The sequence below is a fragment of the Corynebacterium sp. HMSC070E08 genome (genome assembly GCF_001808895.1).
Classification (GTDB): Bacteria; Actinomycetota; Actinomycetes; order Mycobacteriales; family Mycobacteriaceae; genus Corynebacterium; species Corynebacterium hiratae.
The window spans coordinates 1-19,954 of sequence record NZ_KV794727.1 but is presented as its reverse complement, the minus strand read 5'-3'; the positions used below and the strand labels follow the sequence as shown (position 1 = coordinate 19,954).

13 protein-coding genes and 1 tRNA gene are annotated in these 19,954 nt (G+C 63.1%); 10 read left to right on the top strand and 4 right to left on the bottom strand.

The genetic code is table 11. The features are described from left to right. Window positions 1–11 precede the first annotated feature (11 nt). From HMPREF2526_RS00560 to HMPREF2526_RS00535, 6 genes are read left to right on the top strand one after another with little or no spacing between them, the layout of a single operon-like run. Window positions 12–785, top strand: coding sequence for a hypothetical protein (locus tag HMPREF2526_RS00560; protein ID WP_049156097.1), 774 nt, complete (start codon window positions 12–14; stop codon window positions 783–785). A 3-nt stretch (window positions 786–788) separates the two neighbouring features. Then, a complete protein-coding gene (locus HMPREF2526_RS00555) occupies window positions 789–3,965 on the top strand; it encodes an ATP-dependent DNA helicase (RefSeq protein ID WP_246819832.1) in 3,177 nt (1,058 codons plus the stop codon). Continuing rightward, window positions 3,958–7,170, top strand: a complete 3,213-nt coding sequence (locus HMPREF2526_RS00550; RefSeq protein ID WP_070545183.1) for an ATP-dependent helicase — start codon at window positions 3,958–3,960, stop codon at window positions 7,168–7,170. The genes HMPREF2526_RS00555 and HMPREF2526_RS00550 overlap by 8 nt, the downstream gene beginning before the upstream one ends. A gap of 42 nt (window positions 7,171–7,212) precedes the next feature. After that, window positions 7,213–8,325 (top strand): potassium channel family protein, encoded by a 1,113-nt coding sequence (locus HMPREF2526_RS00545; protein ID WP_049156104.1) that lies wholly within the window; start codon window positions 7,213–7,215, stop codon window positions 8,323–8,325. After that, window positions 8,325–9,059 (top strand): NAD(+) diphosphatase, encoded by a 735-nt coding sequence (locus HMPREF2526_RS00540; protein ID WP_046647468.1) that lies wholly within the window; start codon window positions 8,325–8,327, stop codon window positions 9,057–9,059. The genes HMPREF2526_RS00545 and HMPREF2526_RS00540 overlap by 1 nt, the downstream gene beginning before the upstream one ends. Continuing rightward, window positions 9,031–11,082 carry an ATP-dependent DNA helicase UvrD2 gene (locus tag HMPREF2526_RS00535; RefSeq protein ID WP_158397690.1) on the top strand — a complete coding sequence of 684 codons (2,052 nt, stop codon included), beginning with the start codon at window positions 9,031–9,033 and terminating at the stop codon, window positions 11,080–11,082. The genes HMPREF2526_RS00540 and HMPREF2526_RS00535 overlap by 29 nt, the downstream gene beginning before the upstream one ends. Here the strand turns inward: HMPREF2526_RS00535 and HMPREF2526_RS00530 are convergent. Further along, a complete protein-coding gene (locus tag HMPREF2526_RS00530; RefSeq protein ID WP_070512163.1) occupies window positions 11,079–11,909 on the bottom strand; it encodes a hypothetical protein in 831 nt (276 codons plus the stop codon). The two genes, HMPREF2526_RS00535 and HMPREF2526_RS00530, sit on opposite strands and share 4 nt — an antisense overlap. A 72-nt stretch (window positions 11,910–11,981) precedes the next feature. Between HMPREF2526_RS00530 and HMPREF2526_RS00525 the strand changes: the two genes are divergently transcribed. After that, on the top strand, window positions 11,982–12,479 hold the full coding sequence (locus HMPREF2526_RS00525; protein WP_070545181.1) for a M48 metallopeptidase family protein: 498 nt from the start codon (window positions 11,982–11,984) through the stop codon (window positions 12,477–12,479). Here the strand turns inward: HMPREF2526_RS00525 and HMPREF2526_RS00520 are convergent. Further along, a complete protein-coding gene (locus HMPREF2526_RS00520) occupies window positions 12,476–13,891 on the bottom strand; it encodes a zinc-dependent metalloprotease (protein ID WP_070545179.1) in 1,416 nt (471 codons plus the stop codon). The genes HMPREF2526_RS00525 and HMPREF2526_RS00520 overlap by 4 nt on opposite strands. Before the next feature lie 93 nt (window positions 13,892–13,984). Here HMPREF2526_RS00520 and HMPREF2526_RS00515 point away from each other — a divergent pair, with 93 nt between their 5' ends. Next, window positions 13,985–15,061 (top strand): YlbL family protein, encoded by a 1,077-nt coding sequence (locus tag HMPREF2526_RS00515; RefSeq protein WP_070545178.1) that lies wholly within the window; start codon window positions 13,985–13,987, stop codon window positions 15,059–15,061. A gap of 20 nt (window positions 15,062–15,081) precedes the next feature. On the opposite strand, the gene HMPREF2526_RS00510 is transcribed toward HMPREF2526_RS00515, so the two are convergent. Beyond that, on the bottom strand, window positions 15,082–15,765 hold the full coding sequence (locus tag HMPREF2526_RS00510; protein WP_070545362.1) for a beta-N-acetylglucosaminidase: 684 nt from the start codon (window positions 15,763–15,765) through the stop codon (window positions 15,082–15,084). Between the two features lie 77 nt (window positions 15,766–15,842). Beyond that, the gene (locus tag HMPREF2526_RS00505; RefSeq protein WP_070545176.1) at window positions 15,843–16,433 is read right to left on the bottom strand and encodes a PPA1309 family protein; all 591 of its coding nucleotides are present in this window, start codon (window positions 16,431–16,433) and stop codon (window positions 15,843–15,845) included. A 123-nt stretch (window positions 16,434–16,556) separates the two neighbouring features. Between HMPREF2526_RS00505 and HMPREF2526_RS00500 the strand changes: the two genes are divergently transcribed. Then, window positions 16,557–19,538, top strand: a complete 2,982-nt coding sequence (locus HMPREF2526_RS00500) for a UPF0182 family protein (RefSeq protein WP_070545361.1) — start codon at window positions 16,557–16,559, stop codon at window positions 19,536–19,538. A gap of 157 nt (window positions 19,539–19,695) precedes the next feature. Further along, window positions 19,696–19,772: transfer RNA gene (locus HMPREF2526_RS00495), tRNA-Met, on the top strand. The last annotated feature ends 182 nt before the right edge of the window (window positions 19,773–19,954 follow it).

Sequence of the window (19,954 nt, the reverse complement as noted above, 5' to 3'; positions counted from 1 at the left end):
CTATTTCCCCCATGCCACTGCCACCTGAGCCCGTTCTTGCCGCCTTCAACGCCGAGTTTCACCCGCGCCGAACGCAGGGAGAGCTCGTGGGGTCTGCCTGGGATAACGGGATTCGCGTCGGGGATATCGTCTTTGCCGAGGCGCGGCCGTGGACTGGTTGGTCCGCTAAGGTACGCGAGAAACTCAGCGTGCCGGGAGCGCGTATCGCCCGCCCGGTTCTGACCGCCGATGGGCGCTACACAGCCGCTGGGTGGAAGGCCACGCAATTCGTGGACGGTCAGTTGCGAGGGCGCATCGATGAAACCGTGCAGTTGGCGCTTCGCCTTGATGACGCCCTCGATGTGGCCCCGCTGCCCACCATGGACCGGCGCGAGGACGTGTTTGCGCGGGCGGAGCGGGCCGCGTGGGAGGAGAGCGGCGAGGCCTATTCTGATGCTGAGCTTGCGCACCTCCCGTTGGTCACCGCTCACATGGATCTTCTGGGAACCACCATTTTTTCCGGGGCCAATCCGCCGGCGTTGATTGATATCGTGCCTTCTGCCGCTCCGCGTCCGGCGGGCTGGACTGCAGCGATAGTCATGGTGGATGGTCTGATCGCGGGGGCGGTCGATGGTGATATTTGCACCCGCTTTGCGTCGGTGCCCGGAATACAGCAGCTCTTGCTGCGTGCGGTGGCGTATCGCCGTTACGTCAATATCCTGCACCCGCGCTCCAAGGCGACCGTGCGTTCGAACATAGAAAGGGTCGAAGAGGCCCTTGTGTCCGCGGCATCTGACAGACTGTAGGGCGTGAAGTACAGCAGCGAATCCCCCACACGTTCCGGCGTCACGCTTCCTCCCTCGCCGGATGTCCGCCTTGTTCCCCGGAACCGCCGGGCCACGTCGCGCACATGGGGTGTACCGGTGCCCACGGAGGGCACGTGGCGGGTGCTCGGCGCGGCCGGGTCCGGAGTATCGAGCCTGCTGATCGACGTGGTCTTGGGCCAGCTCAACGCCGGGGCCGATGCCTCCGGCATCCTCGTCGTCGCCCCGTCCAAGGAATCGGGTTCGCTGCTGCGCCGGGAATTGGCAGAAAACCTCGATGATTATGCGGCGCAAACATCGATGGTGCGCTCGGTGCACTCTTTGGCCTTTGCCCTGCTGCGCCAGAGCAGCGAGGAGGAGCTGCGCCTGATTACCGGCGCAGAGCAGGATGCGGTCATCCGCGAGCTGCTCCAAGGCCATGCTGCGGATGGCAGGGGTGCGTGGCCGGAGGAGATGCGGCCGGCCCTGGAGTACGTGGGTTTTGCGCGCCAGTTGCGTGACTTGTTGTTGCGTGCCATCGAACGGGGGCTGGGCCCGACAGAGCTCGAGGAGCTCGGGGAGCGCCATGCTCGGCCCATGTGGACTGCTGCCGGCGAGTTCCTGCGCGAATATGAGCGGACTCAGGCGCTGGCGGTTTCGCATTCCTATTCCGCGGCAGAACTGGTCAGCCAGGTGCTTTTGCGCCCAGAGCTGCTGCGCGAGCACCCGTGGCACACCATCGTGGTCGATGACGCCCAGTTGCTCGATCCGACCTCCGGCCAGCTGATCGCGGAGTTGGCGAAGACCGCCCGCCTCACCGTGATTGGTGGTGACCCCGACCAAGCGGTCTTTGCTTTCCGTGGTGCTAATTCGGAATTCCTCACCACGTGGGAGGCGGAGAACGAGCTGTGCTTAGACTCGACGCACCGCACTCCCTCCCCGGCCTGCGTGAGCGTCGTGGAGTCCCGTGGCACCTTGCGCGATGTCCTGGCCAACACGGTTCGCCGCCGGCACCTCGAGGATGGTGTGGACTGGCGTGATATCGCTGTCATCGTGCGCTCTACTGGGGATATCGGCCCCGCCCGGCGCACGCTGCTGTCTGCTGGCGTGCCGGTGCACATCAACCCCACGGACGTGGTGCTGGCGGAACAGCGCTTGGTCAAGGCGGTGCTTCTGGCTCTACGTGCTTTGGAGAATGAGCTTGAGCCCGTGGAGCTCGAGGACCTGATTACCGGTCCTGTCGGCGGTGCGGACCCAGTCACGCTGCGGAGGCTCATTCGCGGCCTGCGCCGTTGGAAGCCGGAGCAGCGCGGTATGGACACGCTGCGAGAGCTGCTGGATGGTGAGTTGCCGGACTTCAACAACCTCCTGACTGAGCGCGAAGAAGCGATCCTGGCCCGCATTCGCGGGGTGCTGTCGGCCGGGCGTGCGGCCTTGCAGCAAGGCGCTGCTGTTGAGGAAGTCCTCTGGGAGGTGTGGCAGGCCACCGGTTTGGACACGCGCCTGCAGGCGGCAGCCTTGCGCGGCGGTGCCGCGGGTTCGCAGGCGGACCGAGACCTGGATGCCATGATGGCGCTGTTCGATGCCGCCGGTGACTATGCCGAGCGCCGCCCGGCGGCCTCCCTAGAGTCCTTCATCCTGCACATCACGGAGCAAGAATTGCCCACCGGCGTGCGGGATCGTCGCTCGGCGCTGCCTGATGCGGTAGAGATCCTCACCGCGCACGGCGCGGTGGGCCGTGAGTGGGACACCGTCATCGTGGCGGGCGTTCAGGAAGGAACGTGGCCGTCGGTAGGGGAGACCGGCTCTCTCTTCGGGCAAGAGGACCTCATCGATCTCCTAGATCGCGGCATCACACCCGGCACCCCAGTCAGCCACGTGTCGGGGCGCTTGGCGGAGGAGCGCCGGCTCTTCCACGTGGCCACCACGCGTCACCGATGCCGCCTGCTCGTCCTCGCGGTGGATTCGCCGGAGAGCGATGTGGCCGAGGAGCCGTCGCGCTTCATCGATGAGTTCCTGTCCGCCCGCGGTGTCGATGTCCCAGGAGCACAAGCGCGCCGGGAAGCAGGTAAGCGGCTGGCGCGCCAGGCCTGGCCACGCGAGCTGGGCCTCGAGGTTCCGGAACCGAATCCAGTGACGTTGCCCAGTGCGGCTAGTGGGGAGGAAGAGCTCGATCCCCTTGACGTCTCCGTGCTCTCGGTTCCCGCCTTCGTGGCGCAGCTGCGGCGTTGCGCTACCGATCCGGAGACGGGTGAGGCCGAGCGCTCCCAAGCGGTGCGGCAGTTGGCCCGTCTGGCCGAGGCTGGGGTTCCGGGGGCGCACCCGGATCAGTGGTGGGCCGCCCGCGGCATCGCCTCGGAGCTGCCTCTGCATGGTTCCAGTACCGTGTCGCCGTCCCGGGTCGATGCCCTGCTCACGTGTCCGCTCAATGCGGTGCTCGGGCAGCTCGTCGAGGATGACTCAGCGGATATCAACCTTCTGCGGGGAAATTTGGCGCATGCTTTCCTGGAGGCGCTGGGCCGGGGAGCTGCCGCTGAGCCTGCGAAGCAGCTCGTGGTTGATGCCTTCGCCGCGCTGCTTGATGGCCCCGCGTGGCGCCGCGAGGCTGAGCGCGCGGACTTTGAGCGCCTTATCGACCGCACCCACAGCTGGGTGCTCTCGAGCTCGACGTCACTCGAACCCGTCGGCGTTGAGGTTCCCGTCACCGTGGACATCGGCCTCGATGTCACCATTCGTGGGTTCATCGACCGGCTGGCGAAGGCCGGTGAGGACTATGTGGTAGTGGATCTCAAGACCGGAACAACGGTTCCCTCGAAGGCCAGCGCCCAGGACAATACCCAGCTCATGACGTATCAGCTGGCCCTGGCACACGGTGAACTCGTCACGGCACCAGCGGACTCTGACGGCGAGCCTCAGTCTGTATCCATCCGGACCGGTGCCGGCCTGCCGCGTGGCGGCGGCGTGCTGGTGTACCCGCGATCCAGCGCTGCCTCCGTGTCCACCCGGGAACAAGCGACCAAGCCCCCGGAGGAACTCGAGGAATTTGCGCAGGCGCTACCTGCACTCGTGGCCGAGCTGCGCGGACCGGGGCTGACCGCGCGTGAAAACGCCGATTGTGATCGGTGCCCGATCCGCCCTATTTGCCCTGTGATGAATGAAGGAGCTCTGGTGACCGATGCCTAAGAACACCACCCAACACTTCAGTCCTGAAGAGCTGGCCAGTGCGCTGGGGAAGCCTTTTCCTCCCACCGCAGAGCAAGCCGCAGTCATCGACGGTCCACTCGGGCCGAAACTTGTCGTGGCCGGCGCGGGCGCTGGTAAGACGGAGACGATGGCCTCGCGCGTGGTGTCGCTGGTCGCAAACGGGTTGGTGCGGCCCGAGCAAGTCCTGGGCCTGACCTTTACCCGCAAGGCAGCCCAGCAGCTGGAGCAGCGCATCCGCCGCCAGTTGCTGACCCTGCGCTCCTCAGGAATCCTTGCTCCGGGCAGCCCAGCGGCAGAGGCAGTGGAGAATATCGCGCCTAACGTCTCCACCTATGACTCCTACGCGGGTGATCTGGTCCGCGAGTATGGCTTGCTCATGCCGGTGGAGCCGAATGCCCGCATTATCACTGAGGCGGAGCGCTATGCCATCGCCCACGAGGTCGTCAGCAACTACACGGGCTCGCTGAGCACCGATAATGCCGTGGCCACGGTCACCGCCACCTTGCTCAAACTGGCAGAGACCATGGACGGGGAGCTCAAGGATCCCCATGATCTGTATGAGCACGAGGACATCTTCCGCAAGACCGCTGAGGACCTAGAGAAGAGCAAGAGGACCAGCAGTGAGTACAGCCAAAAGCTGCAGGGATACCTGGATACCCAACGCCTGCGCCTGGAGTACCTGCCCTTGGTGGAAGCACTGAAGAAGGAACAGGCGGAGCGGGGCGTCATCACCTTCGGCGAGCAGATGTCCATCGCTGCCACCCTGGCCAAAAACTTCCCCCTCTTGGGCGAGCAACAAAGCGCGCGGTATCGCGTGGTCATGCTGGATGAGTACCAGGACACTTCCCACGCGCAGCGCATCCTGCTGCGTTCCCTCTTCGGTGGTAAGCGCGAGGGGCTCTCGGTTACCGCGGTCGGTGACCCCATGCAGTCCATCTATGGCTGGCGCGGGGCGACGGCGGAAAACCTCGAGGCCTTCGTCACGGACTTCCCGCAGGCTGACGGCACCCCGGCGCCCAAAGACCAGCTGACCACCTCCTGGCGCAACCCCTCGACGGTGCTGGGAATGGCCAATGACGTGGCCTCGAAGCTCTTCTCCGAAAGCCCGGGCGAGCGGCCGGTGGATGAGCTATCGCCGAAGCCCACCGCGCCGGCAGGCACGGTAGAGCTGGGCTATTTCGCCTCCGAAGATGAGGAACGAGACTTCATCGCAGAGCACCTGCGTCAGCTCTATGAGTCCACGCCGGAGGGTGAGGACTTCAGCGCCGCAGTACTCGTGCGCACCAATAAACAGTCGCCGTTGATCGCCGCGGCCCTGGACAAGGCCGGGGTCCCCAACGAAATCTTTGGTCTCGGCGGGCTGCTCTGGCAGCCGGAGATCCAAGACCTCGTAGCGGTGGCCACCTTGCTGGTGCGTCCGCAGGACACCGCGGCGGCGCTGCGCGTGCTGACCGGGCCGATGTGCGGCCTAGGTATCGCCGACATCCAGGCGCTGCATTCGCGTCAGCGCAACCTTGCCGGTGCTGCGGAGGGGCGCACACGCTGGGAGGGCGGTGATCCCCTGGAGCACCTGGCTACCCAAATCGAGGGCATCACCGCAGAGGGGCCTGACCAGGTGCTGGGGCTTGCCGACGCCCTCGCAGACCTCGGCGAACGCGAGCGCTACAGTGCCGAAGGCCTAGAGCGCATGGAAGAGGTTTCCTCCAAGCTGCGCTACCTCCGCACCTATTCCCTGGGAAAGTCGCTCAACGACATTGTCGCCGATATTGAGTTGCTCTTTGGTCTGCGTACCGAGGTCTTAGCCTCCGGGAAGCCAGGCGGGGCAACACACCTCGACGCCTTCGCCGACGTCGTCGCTGGTTTCCACGGGGAGGGCCTAGCCGGGCTCCTGGACTATCTTGAGCTGGCTAAGGAGAAGGAAGACGGCCTTGAGTTGGGAGAGGTCCCGCTCGTGCGCAACCGCGTCCACATCATGACGGTGCACAAGGCTAAGGGCTTGGAATGGGAACACCTCTGCGTGGCACACGCGGATTCCACAAGCTATAAGGCGCAGGCGGAGACTTTCCTGACCAAGATCGAAAAAGCACCGGGTGATGAGGATGTCATCGATGTCCCCGAGGACGCGGTGACACGCTCCGACTTCGACAAGGCGTGTGAGGCTTTCAAGGAACAAAACCGCGAGTTCCAAGCAGAGGAAGCAGCCCGCCTGTTCTACGTGGCAATGACCCGCACCGAGTCCACCCTGACGGTGACTGGCTCCGGAACCAATAAGGCGAAGGGCAAGAGCAAGAAGGGCCCGTATTCCTACCTGCAACTGCTGGCGGATAAGCACCCAGAGCTCGTCGTCCACTGGGAGGTCCCCGAGAACCCCGTGGAAGACGAAGAGCGTTCTGTTACGGAGGCCTCCTTCCCTGCACTAACCCCGCAACCGGAAGCGCTCAAGGCCGCAGACGCGGTGCGCGCGGCAATGGAGAACCTGCCACCGCTGCGCGATGGCGAGGTCTTTGGACTCTGGGAGCAGGAGGCGAGCGCGCTCATCGAGGAACACAAAGCCCTCCAAGCCCCGGTGGTCGATGTGGAGCTGCCTGGCGAGTTGACAGCCTCCGACATGGTGGCGATGTCAGCGGATCCCACTCAGTTTGCCCGCCGCCAGCGCCGCCCCATTCCCTTCAAACCTAACTCCTATGCCAAGCGCGGCACCGCCTTCCACGCCTGGCTGGAGGATCGGTTTGGGGCGCCCGCCTTGCTGGGGGAGGACGAGCTGCCCGGCTCCCACGATGAGCCGGACCACGACCTGGAATCACTCAAAGAGTCTTTCCTAGATTCGGAGTGGGCGCAGCGCACACCTGCCTATGTGGAAGCGCCTTTTGAGATCACCATTGGGGACTCGGTCGTCCGCGGCCGCATGGACGCGGTCTTCCAACAACCGGATGGTTCCTGGCTCATCGTGGACTGGAAGACTGGCCGCCGCCCGCAGGGCGCTGCACTGAACTCGGCGCAGATTCAGCTCGCCGTGTATGCGGAGGCATGGCGGCGTATTCACGGCGTGGAGACCGTCCGCGCGGCGTTCTTCTATGTGCATGAGAACTACCTTTTGGAGCCGGATGACTTGCCCACTGGAGCACGGCTGGCTGAGCTTTTAAGCTCTGCAGTTTCCACGCCACCAGGGTTGAGTCTAAGGTAGTCTCACGAGGAAATCCGCATCATCTAGGGAGGTTGGCGCTTCGTGCCCAAGCACTTAAGAAAACGCATTACGTCGCGTTTTTTATCGCAGGTTGAGCTGACCTCGCAGCCTGACCACGCGTTGCTCGATGTCATCACGATTCCGCGCACGCAAAGCACCAGCCCGTGGAAGCAACTGGCGCGCCGCGTGATATGGGCCATGGGGCTGATGGTCTTTGTCACCATCATCGTCTTTTTCGACGGTGACGGGTATAGCGAGGATTTGTCTTTCTTGGATGCGGCTTATTACTCGGCGGTGTCGCTGACCACTGTGGGCTACGGCGATATTGTCCCTGTGACTCCCACCGCGCGCTTCATTAACCTTATTATCGTTACCCCGGCCCGCCTGCTCTTCCTTGTTTTGTTGGTCGGTGCTACCTTGTCGGTTCTGACGGATCGAGCCCGTCGCACGTTTGAAATCCAGAATTGGAGAAAGCAATTGCGTAACCACACCGTCGTCATCGGCTATGGCACCAAGGGCGCCGGTGCGGTCGCCGCGCTGATCGCCGACGACGTCCCCGCCTCCCAGATCGTTGTTGTTGATAACAACCGTGCAGCCTTGGCCAGTGCCGAGCACCACGGCCTCGTCACCATCTATGGCTCCGGAACCAAGCAGGACGTCCTGCGCATCGCCGGCGCGCAGCATGCATCCTCCGTAGTGGTGACTCCGTCCACGGACGATACCGCGGTGCTGTGTACGTTGTCCGTGCGCGAGCTTAACCCTAAGGCCAAGGTGGTCGCGTCTGTGCGTGAATCTGAAAACCGCCACCTTCTCCTTCAATCCGGCGCTGATTCGGTGGTGACCTCGGCGGAGACGGCCGGCCGCCTCCTGGGCCTCGCTACCGTAACGCCAACCGTGGTGGAGATGATGGAGGATCTCCTCTCACCAAATGAGGGTTTCTCCGTGGCGGAGCGCGCGGTGCGCGAATTCGAGGTGGGCTCCAACCCGCGCCACCTCGCTGACATTGTCCTGGCCGTCTTGCGCAACAACGAGCTGCACCGCGTCGACACGGCAGATGCGTACGCGCTCAAGCCCGGTGACCGCCTGCTCTACATCAAGCACGAGATGCAGCAGGCCGCGGAAGATTCCGATGAAGACGAGGACGAAGGCAACTAATGTTCCTTCCTGTCACCGAGACCGGCCGCGTCCCGGTTACGCCACAGGGCCAGCCGGTCTTTCTGGCTGAGCCGGCGGGGGACATCGTGGTCACGGCCGGGGCCATCCATGCTTTCCTACTGGGCACCGAGGCCGCCGAGCGGCTCGGCTCGCTGCGTGATGCCACCTTCTTTAACGGTCAGCGCGACATCCTCAAAGCCCTGCACCTGATCCGTAACCGTCGGGAAGCGCGCTTTGATCCGCGCAGCGGCCGCGAGCTGTCTTATCCTGCGCCCGGGGCGGTGGGGCGCGACGGCGAGCGCCTCGTCTTCCCACGCCTTGATCCCGCCGTCATCGGTATTATCCGTCACGCAGACTCGGACCAAATCCTGTTGGCTCGTAACCGCCACCGTCCTAACTTCTTCTCCTTGATTGCCGGCTATGTGGATCCCGGTGAGACCCTCGAAGAAGCGATGATCCGGGAGGCACTGGAAGAGACCGGCCGCCGCGTGGAGTCAGTCAAGTACTGGGGTTCACAGCCGTGGCCGCCGAGCGGTTCGTTGATGGTGGGCTTTTCCGCGGTCACGGAGGATGTCCAGCCCGTGTGCGATACTGACGACGAGCTCGCTGAGGTGCGGTGGGTGTCCCGCGCCGAGCTTCCAACAATGACCATTGCCCGCCAGGGCTCAATTGCACACACGATGATTATGGAGTGGTTCCACGGTGATGAGACCGGATCTGTCCCTGCTCGATGAAGACCAACGGGCCGCCGCCACGGCGCCGCGCGGCCCGGTCTGCATCCTGGCCGGTGCCGGAACGGGCAAAACTCGCACGATCACCTATCGCATCGCCCACATGGTGGATCAGGGCTTCGTCAACCCGCAGCGTGTTCTGGCCGTCACTTTTACCTCTCGTGCCGCGAGTGAAATGCGCGAGCGTCTCAACCAGATGGGTGTCGGGGGAGTGCAGGCTCAAACCTTCCACGCCGCGGCGCGCCGCCAACTGAAGTACTTCTGGCCGCAGGTCGCCGGGGATCTGCCGTGGCAGCTCATCGATAATAAGTTCAGCCTGGTTGCACGTGCGGTGCGTTCGCTCGGTCTGGACAATAACAAGGACACCATCCGTGACTTCCTGGGGGAAATCGAATGGGCGAAGTCTTCGTTGATTAGCCCCGAGGGCTATCCCGGCGTCATCGAGTCCACGGACCGCGAAGCACCGGGGGATCCGGCCAAGGTGGCAGAGGTCTTCCGCCGCTACGAGGACATGAAGGCCACCCCGGATCTCATGTACCTTGATTTCGATGATTTGCTCATGCACATCGCGGGCGCCATCGAGAACGTACCTGCGGTGGCGGAGGTCTTCCGTGAGCAGTACCGCACCTTTGTCGTCGATGAGTACCAAGACGTGACGCCGCTGCAACAGCGCGTGCTGGAGGCCTGGCTGGGGGAGCGCGATGACCTGACGGTCGTGGGCGATGCTAACCAGACCATTTATTCCTTCAACGGAGCTTCCCCGGAGTACCTGCTGAATTTTTCCCGCACGTATCCGCAGGCCACGGTGGTAAAGCTGCAGCGAGATTACCGCTCCACTCCGCAGGTGACGGATTTGGCCAACGAGGTCATCTCGAAGGCCACGGGCCGCGCGGCGGGGACCCGCCTGGAGCTGCAAGGTATGCGCGAGCCTGGCCCCGAGCCCACTTTTAAGGCCTATGAGTCTGAGGAGATCGAAGCCAAGGAGGTCGCGGGCCAGGTTCTGACTTTGCTCAACCAGGGCGTGAAGGCTTCCGAAATCGCAATTCTCTACCGCATCAACGCGCAATCAGAGCAGTTTGAGCAGGCGCTTGCCGACGCCGGAGTGGTCTACCAAGTCCGCGGCGGCGAGGGATTCTTCCGCCGCCCAGAGATCTTGGAGGCCATCCGCGTGCTCATCGCTGCCACGCGCCGTGATGATCTGCCGAATGATCCTGTGGCCGTGGCACGTGCGGCCTTCGTGGAGCTGGGGCTGTCCGCCACGGAGCCGCAGGGCGCGCAGGCGCGTGAGCGCTGGCAGTCGCTCACGGCGTTGGTGGATCTCATCGCGCAGATCGTGGAGGACCACGAAGGGATCGACCTGCCTGGCGTGCTGGGGGAGCTGCACCGCCGATCCGAAAACAAGCACAACCCCACGATGGAGGGCGTGACCCTAGCGACCATCCACGCTGCCAAGGGCTTGGAGTGGGATGCGGTCTTCCTCGTTGGCCTCACCGAAAAACTCTTGCCCATTAACCACGCCATCAAGGCCGGCGATGAGCACGTGGAGGAGGAGCGCCGGCTGTTCTATGTCGGCATTACCCGTGCGCGCGAGCACCTGGCTTTGTCGTGGGCGTTAGCCAAGACGACCGGTTCGCGGGCTTCGCGTGAGCGAACTCGCTTCCTTGACGGCGTGGTGCCGGGAATCGAGGAGAGCCAGTCATCGAACCGTCGCTATCGCCCGCGCCGCTGCCGCGTGTGCTCGGGCCAGCTCAGCAGTCCCGCCGAAAAGGTTCTGGGGCGCCACGAGTGGTGCGAATATGAGGGCGATGAGGATGTCTTCAACGCGCTGCGCGCCTGGCGCGCGTCCGTTGCTAAGGACTCCCAGGTTCCTGCCTACGTCGTGTTTTCCGATGCCACCCTGCAAGCCATCTCGGAGGCGCTTCCCGCCAGCGAGGCCGAGTTGCTCGACATCTCCGGGGTAGGCCCCTCCAAGCTGGAGCGCTACGGCGCGGAGGTGTTGCAGATCATCGCCTCTACCCGGGGTTAGGCACCGGCGCAGAACGTACAGCGTGGGTGCTCCATCAACAGCCGGTGTTGCTCGATCCCGTAGGGGTCTATCTCCTTAAGCTCCCCGGCTAACGGCTTGCCGCCGGGAGCCCCGGGCGGGGCGGGCCTTCCCAAAAGGCGGCGGATGGTGACCACAGCATGCATCACTATTGCGGTGCGCACGATCGGATCCCCCGGCGGTTCTACCGCGGCGGCGCGGCGCGCCACCTCGTGCCACTGCTCGTCCGCATCGATGCGGTGCAGATGCGCGCACAGTGGGCAAGGCCCCGCGCCGGCTACGCGGACCGGACCGATGATGCCGCGGGCATCCAGCATCGATACCGGTAGCCACGTCGCCGAGGATTTGTGCAGGGCTTGTGCCCATTCCGTCGCGCCGTCCAGCATGTCGACGGCGACAATCGGCAGGTGCCCGGCCACGTTCGCGATGTACTCGGAGGGTGTTTCGCTGTGGAGAGGGGAGCGGGGCTGGAAGGAATCGTTCAGGAGGACGTCGCGTAGCTCGTTAGCGAGGGCCGACGTACCCAGCACGGCCACGCGCTGCGGCTGGGGCGCTGGCCACAGAACGCGGTAACTGATCAGATCATCAACCAGGCTGCGGGCAGCAGACGGGCTGGTGCCGGTATTTTCGATGGATTTTTCAATGGTCTGCCGGGTCAGCGGGGTGCGCAACCGATTGAGCAGGCGTGCCAGTTGTGGGTGGGCCTCGAACACGCCGACGCGCGTGGCATCCATCCCACACTGGAGCATCCCGGGCTCGCGCTCCAGGATTGTGGTTTCCGGCGCCAGCATATACGTCTGTGCAGACATGGTTTCCTCCCCGTTGATGACCCACCCCAGCTGTGCTTAGCCATCATTGCACCACAGGTAGAATGCCCTGTCATGTCGAACAACCCCGAGGTCCGTGTCATTCGCTCCGCCCGGCGCCGTCGCACCGTCCAAGCCCGCGTTGTTGAAGGTGTCCTCGAGGTGCGCATTCCTGCCTGGATGTCGTCAGCAGAAGAACAGAAAGCAGTGGATGAGATCGTGGCGAAGGTGCGCAAGAAGCACACCTCGTCGCAGCGCTCCGATGCCTCTCTCGCCGCCCGCGCACGCACGTTGAACACTCGCTTTTTGGACGACCGCGCCACGGTGGGATCCATTCGGTGGGTCAGCAACCAAAAATCCCGCTGGGGCAGTTGCACTACCTCAACGGGAGATATTCGGATTTCTGACCGGCTGCAGGACGTCCCCGACTATGTGCTCGATGCGGTCATCATCCACGAGCTGACGCACACCTTCATTCCGGGCCATGGCCCGGACTTTTGGGAGTGGGCCGACCGCGCCCCCAAAGCAGAACGCGCGAAGGGGTACCTCGAGGCCTACCAGCGTTTCCGCTAGTTCTCTTCCTCCGGCCCGTCCTTTTTGTCCTCGTCGCCGTCGGCGTCTGCGCCCTCACCAGCGCTATCGCTGGCATCGTCCCCGGCATCCTGCTGGCGGAGCATCTCCTCCAACTTGGAGAATTCTGCCTCAAAGCCCTCATCAGGATTGTCATCGAGCAACCCGTCGATGAAGGAAGCCGGGTTCTCCAAGTGCTCGGCCGTGGGCAGAAGATCCGGATGGTCCCAGGCGGAATCGCGCTTATCGGCGCCCACCGCGACGGTGGCGCGGCGCCACAGCTCAGCGGCGGCCTCCACCTTCGGGGCGTTGAGTTCGATGCCGACGACCTGGGAGAAGGCCTTCTCCGCGGAGCCGCCAGTGGAGCGGCGGTGCGCCCATGCCTCAGTCATTGCCTTTGTGGACGGGATGCGCTCTCCCAGGGCCTCGGTCACCACGTGTTCAACCCAGCCCTCGACGAGCGCTAGGAGGGTCTCCAGGCGGGAAGCGGCTCCCGCGTTGCGCGAGGTGATCCGTGGGGACAGGTCCATGCCCTGCAGCTTGTTCATCGCGTCCTGGATGGCCTGCGGGTCACCGGATTCCAGGTTGAGCTCGCGGGTAGCTTCCTCGATATGGGAGGTGTCGATGACCAAGCCCATGGCGTATTCCTCAACGGAGGAGACGAGGCGCTCGACCAACCACGGCACGTGCTTGAACAGGCGCTGGCGGGCGGCCTCACGGGCGCCGATGTAGACGAGTACTTCCTGGCCCGGAACGTTGAGATCGCGCGCGATGGCCTGGATATTGTGCGGCAAGAGTGCGGTGGTGCCTGCGGGGGAGACAGGCAAGCCGAAGTCGGAACCGGTCAGCGCCTGCGCAGCCAGGTCACCGAGGGCGTGGCCGAGCTTCATCCCGAAGTTCATGCCAGACATCGAGTTCATCATCGAGGTCATCGGGCCCATCATCTCGCGGGCCTCCTCCGGTAGGGATTCCAACTGCGCGGAATTCATGTGTTCGGCTACCGGAGTGACCATGCGCTGCCACATCGGCAGCGTCTCATCCAGCCACTGCGCGGAATTCCACGCGGTCACGGTGCCGGACGCGGTGGGCAGAATCGTGGCATCATCCAGCCACAGTTCTGCCAGCCGCACGGCTTCTTGCACAGCGGTGCGGTCTTGCTCGCTGACCTCTTTATCGCGGGAGATCTGCTGGTGCGCGATGCGCTTGGCCAAGTCATAGTTGACCGGGCCAGCACCCTCCGGGGAGTTCATGGAGGAACCCATGCCGGACAGCATCTGGCCGAACTGATTCAACAGGTCTCCTAGGCCACCGTTGCCCGCGCTGAAGCCGAAGGCGCCGAACGGGTTCTGGTCGCGACGATCGTTATCATCGTCATCGTCGTTATTGGGGAAGGAAAAACCGAATCCGTTGCTCATGGGCCCTAATCTACTAGGTTTCCTAGCGCGGATTCTAGGACCACGGCAACGCTGAGAGCGAACAGGCAGCCTAAGGCTGTAGGCTGATCCTCCGTGAAAACCCCGCAGAACCCCCGAGCCCGCCGCCTGTCCACCCTCACGTGGGGAGCCATTCCGGTGGTGTTGACGGGAGCCCTGCTCAGCGTCGACCACATCCCCGGCACCGATATCACCCTGTCGGTGCCGTACGCCGCCGAAGGACCGGGGCCTACCGTGGATACCTTGGGCGAGGTGGAAGGGGAGCCTGTCGTTAACGTCGAAGCCCCGGAAACGTTTCAGCCGCAGGGGCATCTCAACATGACGACGGTCTCTGTGCGCACCAACATGACGCTGGCCCAGGCCCTGGGCCGGTGGCTGTTGACGGATGACACCATTGTCCCCATCGAGAACGTCATCCCGCAGGGTAAGACAGATAAGGAAGTCCAGGAGGCAAATCAACAGGCCTTTACCCAGTCCGAGTCAGCGGCCACGGTCGCCGCCATGGACTATCTGGACAAGCCCGTGCGGATCGAGGTCGCACAAGTCCTCGACGACGGCCCCGCAGCAGGTGCGCTTGACGACGCCGACATCATCACCGCCGTCAACGGCGACAAGGTCACGGAGCCTGGCCAGGTACAGGAGAAGATCCGCGCTCTTAAGCCCGGCGATGAGGTGGAGCTAGGCATCGTTCGCAAGGGCGAGGATAAGACTGTCCGCGTGCCCCTCGGCTCCCATCCCGAGCAGGAGGACGTGGCCCTGCTAGGCATCCTTATGACCTCGGTGCCCACCGAGGACATCACGGTGGATTATAACCTGCAGGACATTGGCGGCCCCTCGGCCGGCATGATGTTTACCTTGGCGGTGATTGACAAGCTCTCTAGCGAGGATCTCACCGGCGGCCGCTTTGTCGCCGGCACCGGCACTATTGGTGAGGACGGCGAGGTCGGCCCCATCGGTGGCATTGTACATAAGGTAAGCGCAGCGAAGGAGGCGGGCGCCGAGCTTTTCCTCGCCCCAGCCGATAATTGCGCGGAGGCAGTAAGCCGCGATACGGGGGACATGGTGGTGGCCAAGGTTCACACGCTGGACGATGCCATCGAGGCCATGCACAACTTCTCAGAGGGCAAGCCCGTCGAGACCTGTGAAGGCTAGACCTTAAGGAAGTTGCGGCCCTAGACCAGGCCGAGCTCCTTGAGGCGCTCCTCCGGATCGTCCTGGTCCGTGGAGATCATCTGCTGCATGATGAGGCCCTCATCGTTGTCAACGACGGTGAGGATGGCCGTGTTGCCCAGCATGGACCAGCCCACGACGCGGTTGCCGCTGTCCTCGATGACGCGGGAGCTGCGCAGCTCGGTGAGCACCTGGGTGGTTTGGGAAGCCTTGGTCTTGGACTTGAAGAACTGGAACTGTCCCACCTCGGAGCCGGAGCAGTTGAAGGAATCCGTCACGCCGTTGGGATCGCAGCGGTCGAATTGCGCGAAGATCTCCTCTGGGACGAGGCCGCCAAAGATCTCATAAGCCTGCTCCACAGAGTCGGTGAACTTGCCGCTGGGCTCAGCGGGCTCGCTGGCGTTCTTTTCTTTGTCCTTCCGAGCAGCGGAGCTTCCGGCAGCCGAGGATTCATCCTCCGCCTCCGAGTGGCCTTCGGACTCGGAGGTGGCAGGAGAAGTCGTCTCGGAGTCCTCGGCAGAGGTGGCCGGGGCCGGCGCGCTGGTCTTCTCCGCGGCGGCGGTGGTTGCTTCGCTCGCAGGCGCTGGTTCAGGGGAGGGGGCATCGTCCTTCCCACATGCGGAGAGCAGGCAGCCGGTGGCAAGCACGGCCGAAGCTGCGGCGGTGAAGCGGGATGTCAAGCGCACGAGAGACTCCTCTATCAATTGCGTGCCCAGCCCCGAGAGCTGAGCGCTAATGGCCACTGCAGTCTGAGTTTAGTCGATTAGAGCATTTCCTCCGGATCTTGCTCCAACCCGTAGCGCAGCGCAGCGATGACCCCAGGCGCCACATTCGGTCCGCCACGCAGTTGGATATCGTCCTCCGCGAAGGGGCCGGCCTCCGCCAGTTCTTCCTCGGTGGGGCGTAGCTGCAAAAGCGTGAGCTCGGCGCCATCGTCGTCAATACTCTCCGAATCGGCTGTGGAGCTTCCGTCCAGGGCGGTGGCTCGCAGGACTCCGGAGAAGAGGCGGGCGGGGCGGGCGTCGCCAAGCGCGGCGTCCGAGGTGTCCTTGAACATGATCTCCTGTGCCAGAATGACGCCGGCGATCTCCTGTGGCCAGGCCAAGCGGGAGACGTAGTCCGCGAGGTGTTCGGAACCCGGCTCGATGCCTTCCGGCAACTCTTGCACCACGAGCGTGAGGGGAGAGGAGTCGTCGACGTCACCGAGCTGTGCGGCCACCAGCTCAGTGGGGACGAGAGCAAAAAGGGTAGGAGGCGCATCCCAGCCCTCGGCGTGGATGAAGTCCACGGCTTCGCGCATGGCCTTGTTGAGCGCGCGGTGTACAGCGGGCTGGGAGGAAGGTTGGGAACTCATAAGCGTCCTTGTTCGTTGACGGTCATAGTGCTTCTCTAGACTAGAAGCTTGATACCTCTATATTCGCACGACACTTGATTGGAGCTGGAGTTGGCTTCCGGACTCAACCGACCCACCGCCCCGATGAAACGTCCGCCCAAATTTCTCTCATGGGTTGTCGCCATCATCGCGGTCCTCTTGTTCATTGGCCCCATGTTGGTGGGCTTCTATACGGATTGGAAGTGGTTCGGCGCGATTGAGTACCGCGGGGTCTTCACCAAGACCCTGATCACGCGCATTGTGCTCTTCGTCCTCTTCGGCCTCGTGGCAGCGGCTGTTACCTACGTAGCGGGCCTGATTGTGTGGCGGGGGCGCGGCGATTCGATGGACATGGCGGATTTCAATTCCCCCGTTTATCAGTACCGCAAGTCCATTGAGAGCACGATGAGTGTCTTCCTCAAGGTCATCCCGGTCCTCGTTGGCGTTGTCTCTGGCCTGTTGGGGCAGGCAAATTGGCGCACCGTCATGCTCTTCCTCAATTCTCATGACTTTGGGGTGACGGACCCGCAGTTCAACCACGATCTCGGCTTCTACGCCTTCCGCTTGCCGGTGTGGTCGATGTTGGTCAATGCTTTCTCCATGCTGGTCGCTGTGTGCTTCCTTATCGCACTGGTGGGGCATTACATCCTCGGCGGCATTCGTTTAGGTAACCGCGCCGCCGGTGTCCGTGGTTCCTTGTCGAAGTCGGCGCGCACTCAGCTGGCCGTGACTGGCGGAATCTGGATGCTGCTCCAAGTGGCCGGTTACTGGCTCGGGCGTTACGAGTTGCTGTACAACCAGCACTCGCTGTTTACGGGTGGTTCCTACACGGATATCAATGCCTACCTGCCGGCAAAGATCATCCTCATGATCATCGGCGTGTTCGTGGCCGTGGCGATCTTCTCTGCCGTGGTGATTAAGGACCTGCGAATTCCGGGCCTGGCCGTAGTTCTCATGGTGCTGTCTTCCTTGGTCATTGGCCAGGGCTGGCCGCTCATCATGGAGCGCTTCTCCGTGAACCCGAACCGTCAGGCTAAAGAAGCGGAGTCCATCTCACGCAACATCGAGTCCACCCGTTTTGCCTATGGCCTCACCGATGACAAGGTGACCTACGAGGAGAATTGGGGTGCCGACGACGTCGCCGATGACAAGGTCGCCTCGGATGACTCCACCATTTCCAACCTGCGCCTGCTGGACCCGGACATCTTGGCGCCGACGTTTACTCAGATGCAGCAGCTGAAGAACTTCTACGGCTTCCCAGAGACCCTCGCGATGGACCGCTACGAAATCGATGGCGAGCTGCGTGACTTCGTGGTTGCTGCCCGCGAGCTGGATCCGAATGAGCTGCAAGAAAACCAGCAGAACTGGATCAACCGCCACACCGTGTACACCCACGGCAACGGCTTCATCGCGGCGCAGGCCAACACCGTCGATGAGGTGGCTCGTGATGCCGGTTCGGCCCGTGGTGGTTTCCCCATCTTCACGGTGGCTGACTTGCAGACCCAGGCGGGTAAGGACGCCGAAGGGGAGGGCGAAACCCAGAATGCTGAAGAATCCCTCGGTATCAAGGTGGACCAGCCGCGAACCTATTTCGGCCCGGTGATCGCTAGCGCCCAGGATGGAATGGACTACGCCATCGTGGGCAAGACCGGTGATGAGGCCGTCGAGTATGACACCGATACCTCTACCTACACCTATGACGGTAAGGGTGGCGTCGACATCGGCAACATTGTTGACCGCACTGCCTTTGCGCTGAAGTACCAGGAACTCAACTTCCTGCTCTCGGACCGCGTGGGGCCGGAGTCCAAGCTGCTCTATGACCGCGACCCGCGCGAGCGCGTGGAGAAGGTTGCTCCCTGGCTGACGACGGATTCCTCCACCTACCCGGCGGTTATCGATGGCCGCATCAAGTGGATCGTTGACGGCTACACCACCCTGGATTCCCTGCCGTATTCGCAGCGCACCTCCCTGACGGAGACCACCCAGGACGCGCAGAACCCGACGGGCACGACGCAGCGCTTGGTCAATGACCAGGTGGGCTATATCCGTAACTCGGTCAAGGCGACTGTCGACGCCTACGATGGCACCGTCGATCTCTACGAGTTTGACACCGAAGACCCCGTGCTCAAGGCATGGGAGGGTGTGTTCCCGGGGGTTGTGAAGCCAGAGGTTGAAATCTCCGACGAGCTGCGCCAGCACCTGCGCTACCCGGAGGACATGTTCAAGGTGCAGCGCAACCTGCTGGCCAAGTACCACGTGGATGACCCGGGCGTCTTCTTCAACAACGATGCCTTCTGGTCCGTACCGGAGGATCCGACCGCTGGTGAGTCCCAGGGCTTGAACCAGCCGCCGTACTACGTGCTGGCTTCCGACCCGGAGACCAACAAGCCGAGCTTCCAGCTCATCACCTCCTACCGCGGTCTGAACCGTCAGTTCCTTTCTGCACACATGGCGGTGTCCTCCGACCCGGATACCTACGGTGATATCACCGTGCGTGTGCTGCCGACGAATACCCAGACCCAAGGTCCGAAGCAGGCGCAGGACGCCATGATGTCTTCTGACCAGGTGGCTCGTGACCGCACGCTGTGGCAGGGCTCGAATGATCTAAAGAACGGCAACCTGCTGGCCCTGCCGGTGGGTGGGGGAGAGATCCTCTACTTGGAGCCGATCTACTCGCAGCGCAAGGGCCAGGAGTCTGCCTTCCCGAAGCTGCTGCGTGTGTTGGTCTCCTATAAGGGCCGCGTGGGCTATGCCCCGACGATTGGTGAGGCCCTGGAGCAGGTGGGCATCGACCCGAAGGCTGCCCAGGACATCACCGAAATCGAAGGTGACTCCGGCAAGCAGACGGAGAAGGACGAGCAATCCACCGATAGCGAGAAGAAGGATGCGGAAGACGCTAAGGACTCCGATGCTTCTGCACCGGCCTCCGCTCCGAAGGCATCTAGCGAAGGTGAGGCTATCGACGCTATCAACAAGGCTCTCGACGGCGTGGACAAGGCTAAGAACGGTTCCTTTGAGGAGTACGGCAAGGCCCTGGACGAGCTCGATAAGGCAGTAGAGGACTACCGCTCGCTGCAGTCTCAGTAAGTCTGGATAGGCGCCGGTACAACAGCCCGGCGCCTTACCTATGAAATGGCGCCTGCCCAGGGGATTTGGGTAGGCGCCATGGTGTCTGTATAGTTACATCCGTCGCCGGCACACGGGACAGTGTGCAGAGCGCTTGATGTTTGGAAGTACATCTCGACGCGGGGTGGAGCAGCTCGGTAGCTCGCTGGGCTCATAACCCAGAGGTCGTAGGTTCGAATCCTGCCCCCGCTACCAACTTCCAAGCCCCTACCAGGAGAAACACTGGTAGGGGCTTTAGTTATTTCTCTTAAGGCGCACGTCCTGGGACTCAAATCGGGACTTTAGCGATGGCTTTTTGTCACTTAAGCCGGTTTGGAAGTGATGGGGTTAAGTGACAATTTTCGGGCTTAAGGGACATTTCGTGTGGATTTGCGGCG

Excerpts from the sequence above, each read along its gene's own strand:
- HMPREF2526_RS00560 (WP_049156097.1), top strand. The coding sequence starts at position 12 with ATGCCACTGCCACCTGAGCCCGTTCTTGCCGCCTTCAACGCCGAGTTT.
- HMPREF2526_RS00500 (WP_070545361.1), top strand. The coding sequence starts at position 16,557 with ATGAAACGTCCGCCCAAATTTCTCTCATGGGTTGTCGCCATCATCGCG.
- HMPREF2526_RS00520 (WP_070545179.1), bottom strand. The coding sequence starts at position 13,891 with ATGAGCAACGGATTCGGTTTTTCCTTCCCCAATAACGACGATGACGAT.
- HMPREF2526_RS00505 (WP_070545176.1), bottom strand. The coding sequence starts at position 16,433 with ATGAGTTCCCAACCTTCCTCCCAGCCCGCTGTACACCGCGCGCTCAAC.
- HMPREF2526_RS00550 (WP_070545183.1), top strand. The coding sequence starts at position 3,958 with ATGCCTAAGAACACCACCCAACACTTCAGTCCTGAAGAGCTGGCCAGT.
- HMPREF2526_RS00540 (WP_046647468.1), top strand. The coding sequence starts at position 8,325 with ATGTTCCTTCCTGTCACCGAGACCGGCCGCGTCCCGGTTACGCCACAG.
- HMPREF2526_RS00525 (WP_070545181.1), top strand. The coding sequence starts at position 11,982 with ATGTCGAACAACCCCGAGGTCCGTGTCATTCGCTCCGCCCGGCGCCGT.
- HMPREF2526_RS00530 (WP_070512163.1), bottom strand. The coding sequence starts at position 11,909 with ATGTCTGCACAGACGTATATGCTGGCGCCGGAAACCACAATCCTGGAG.
- HMPREF2526_RS00535 (WP_158397690.1), top strand. The coding sequence starts at position 9,031 with ATGAGACCGGATCTGTCCCTGCTCGATGAAGACCAACGGGCCGCCGCC.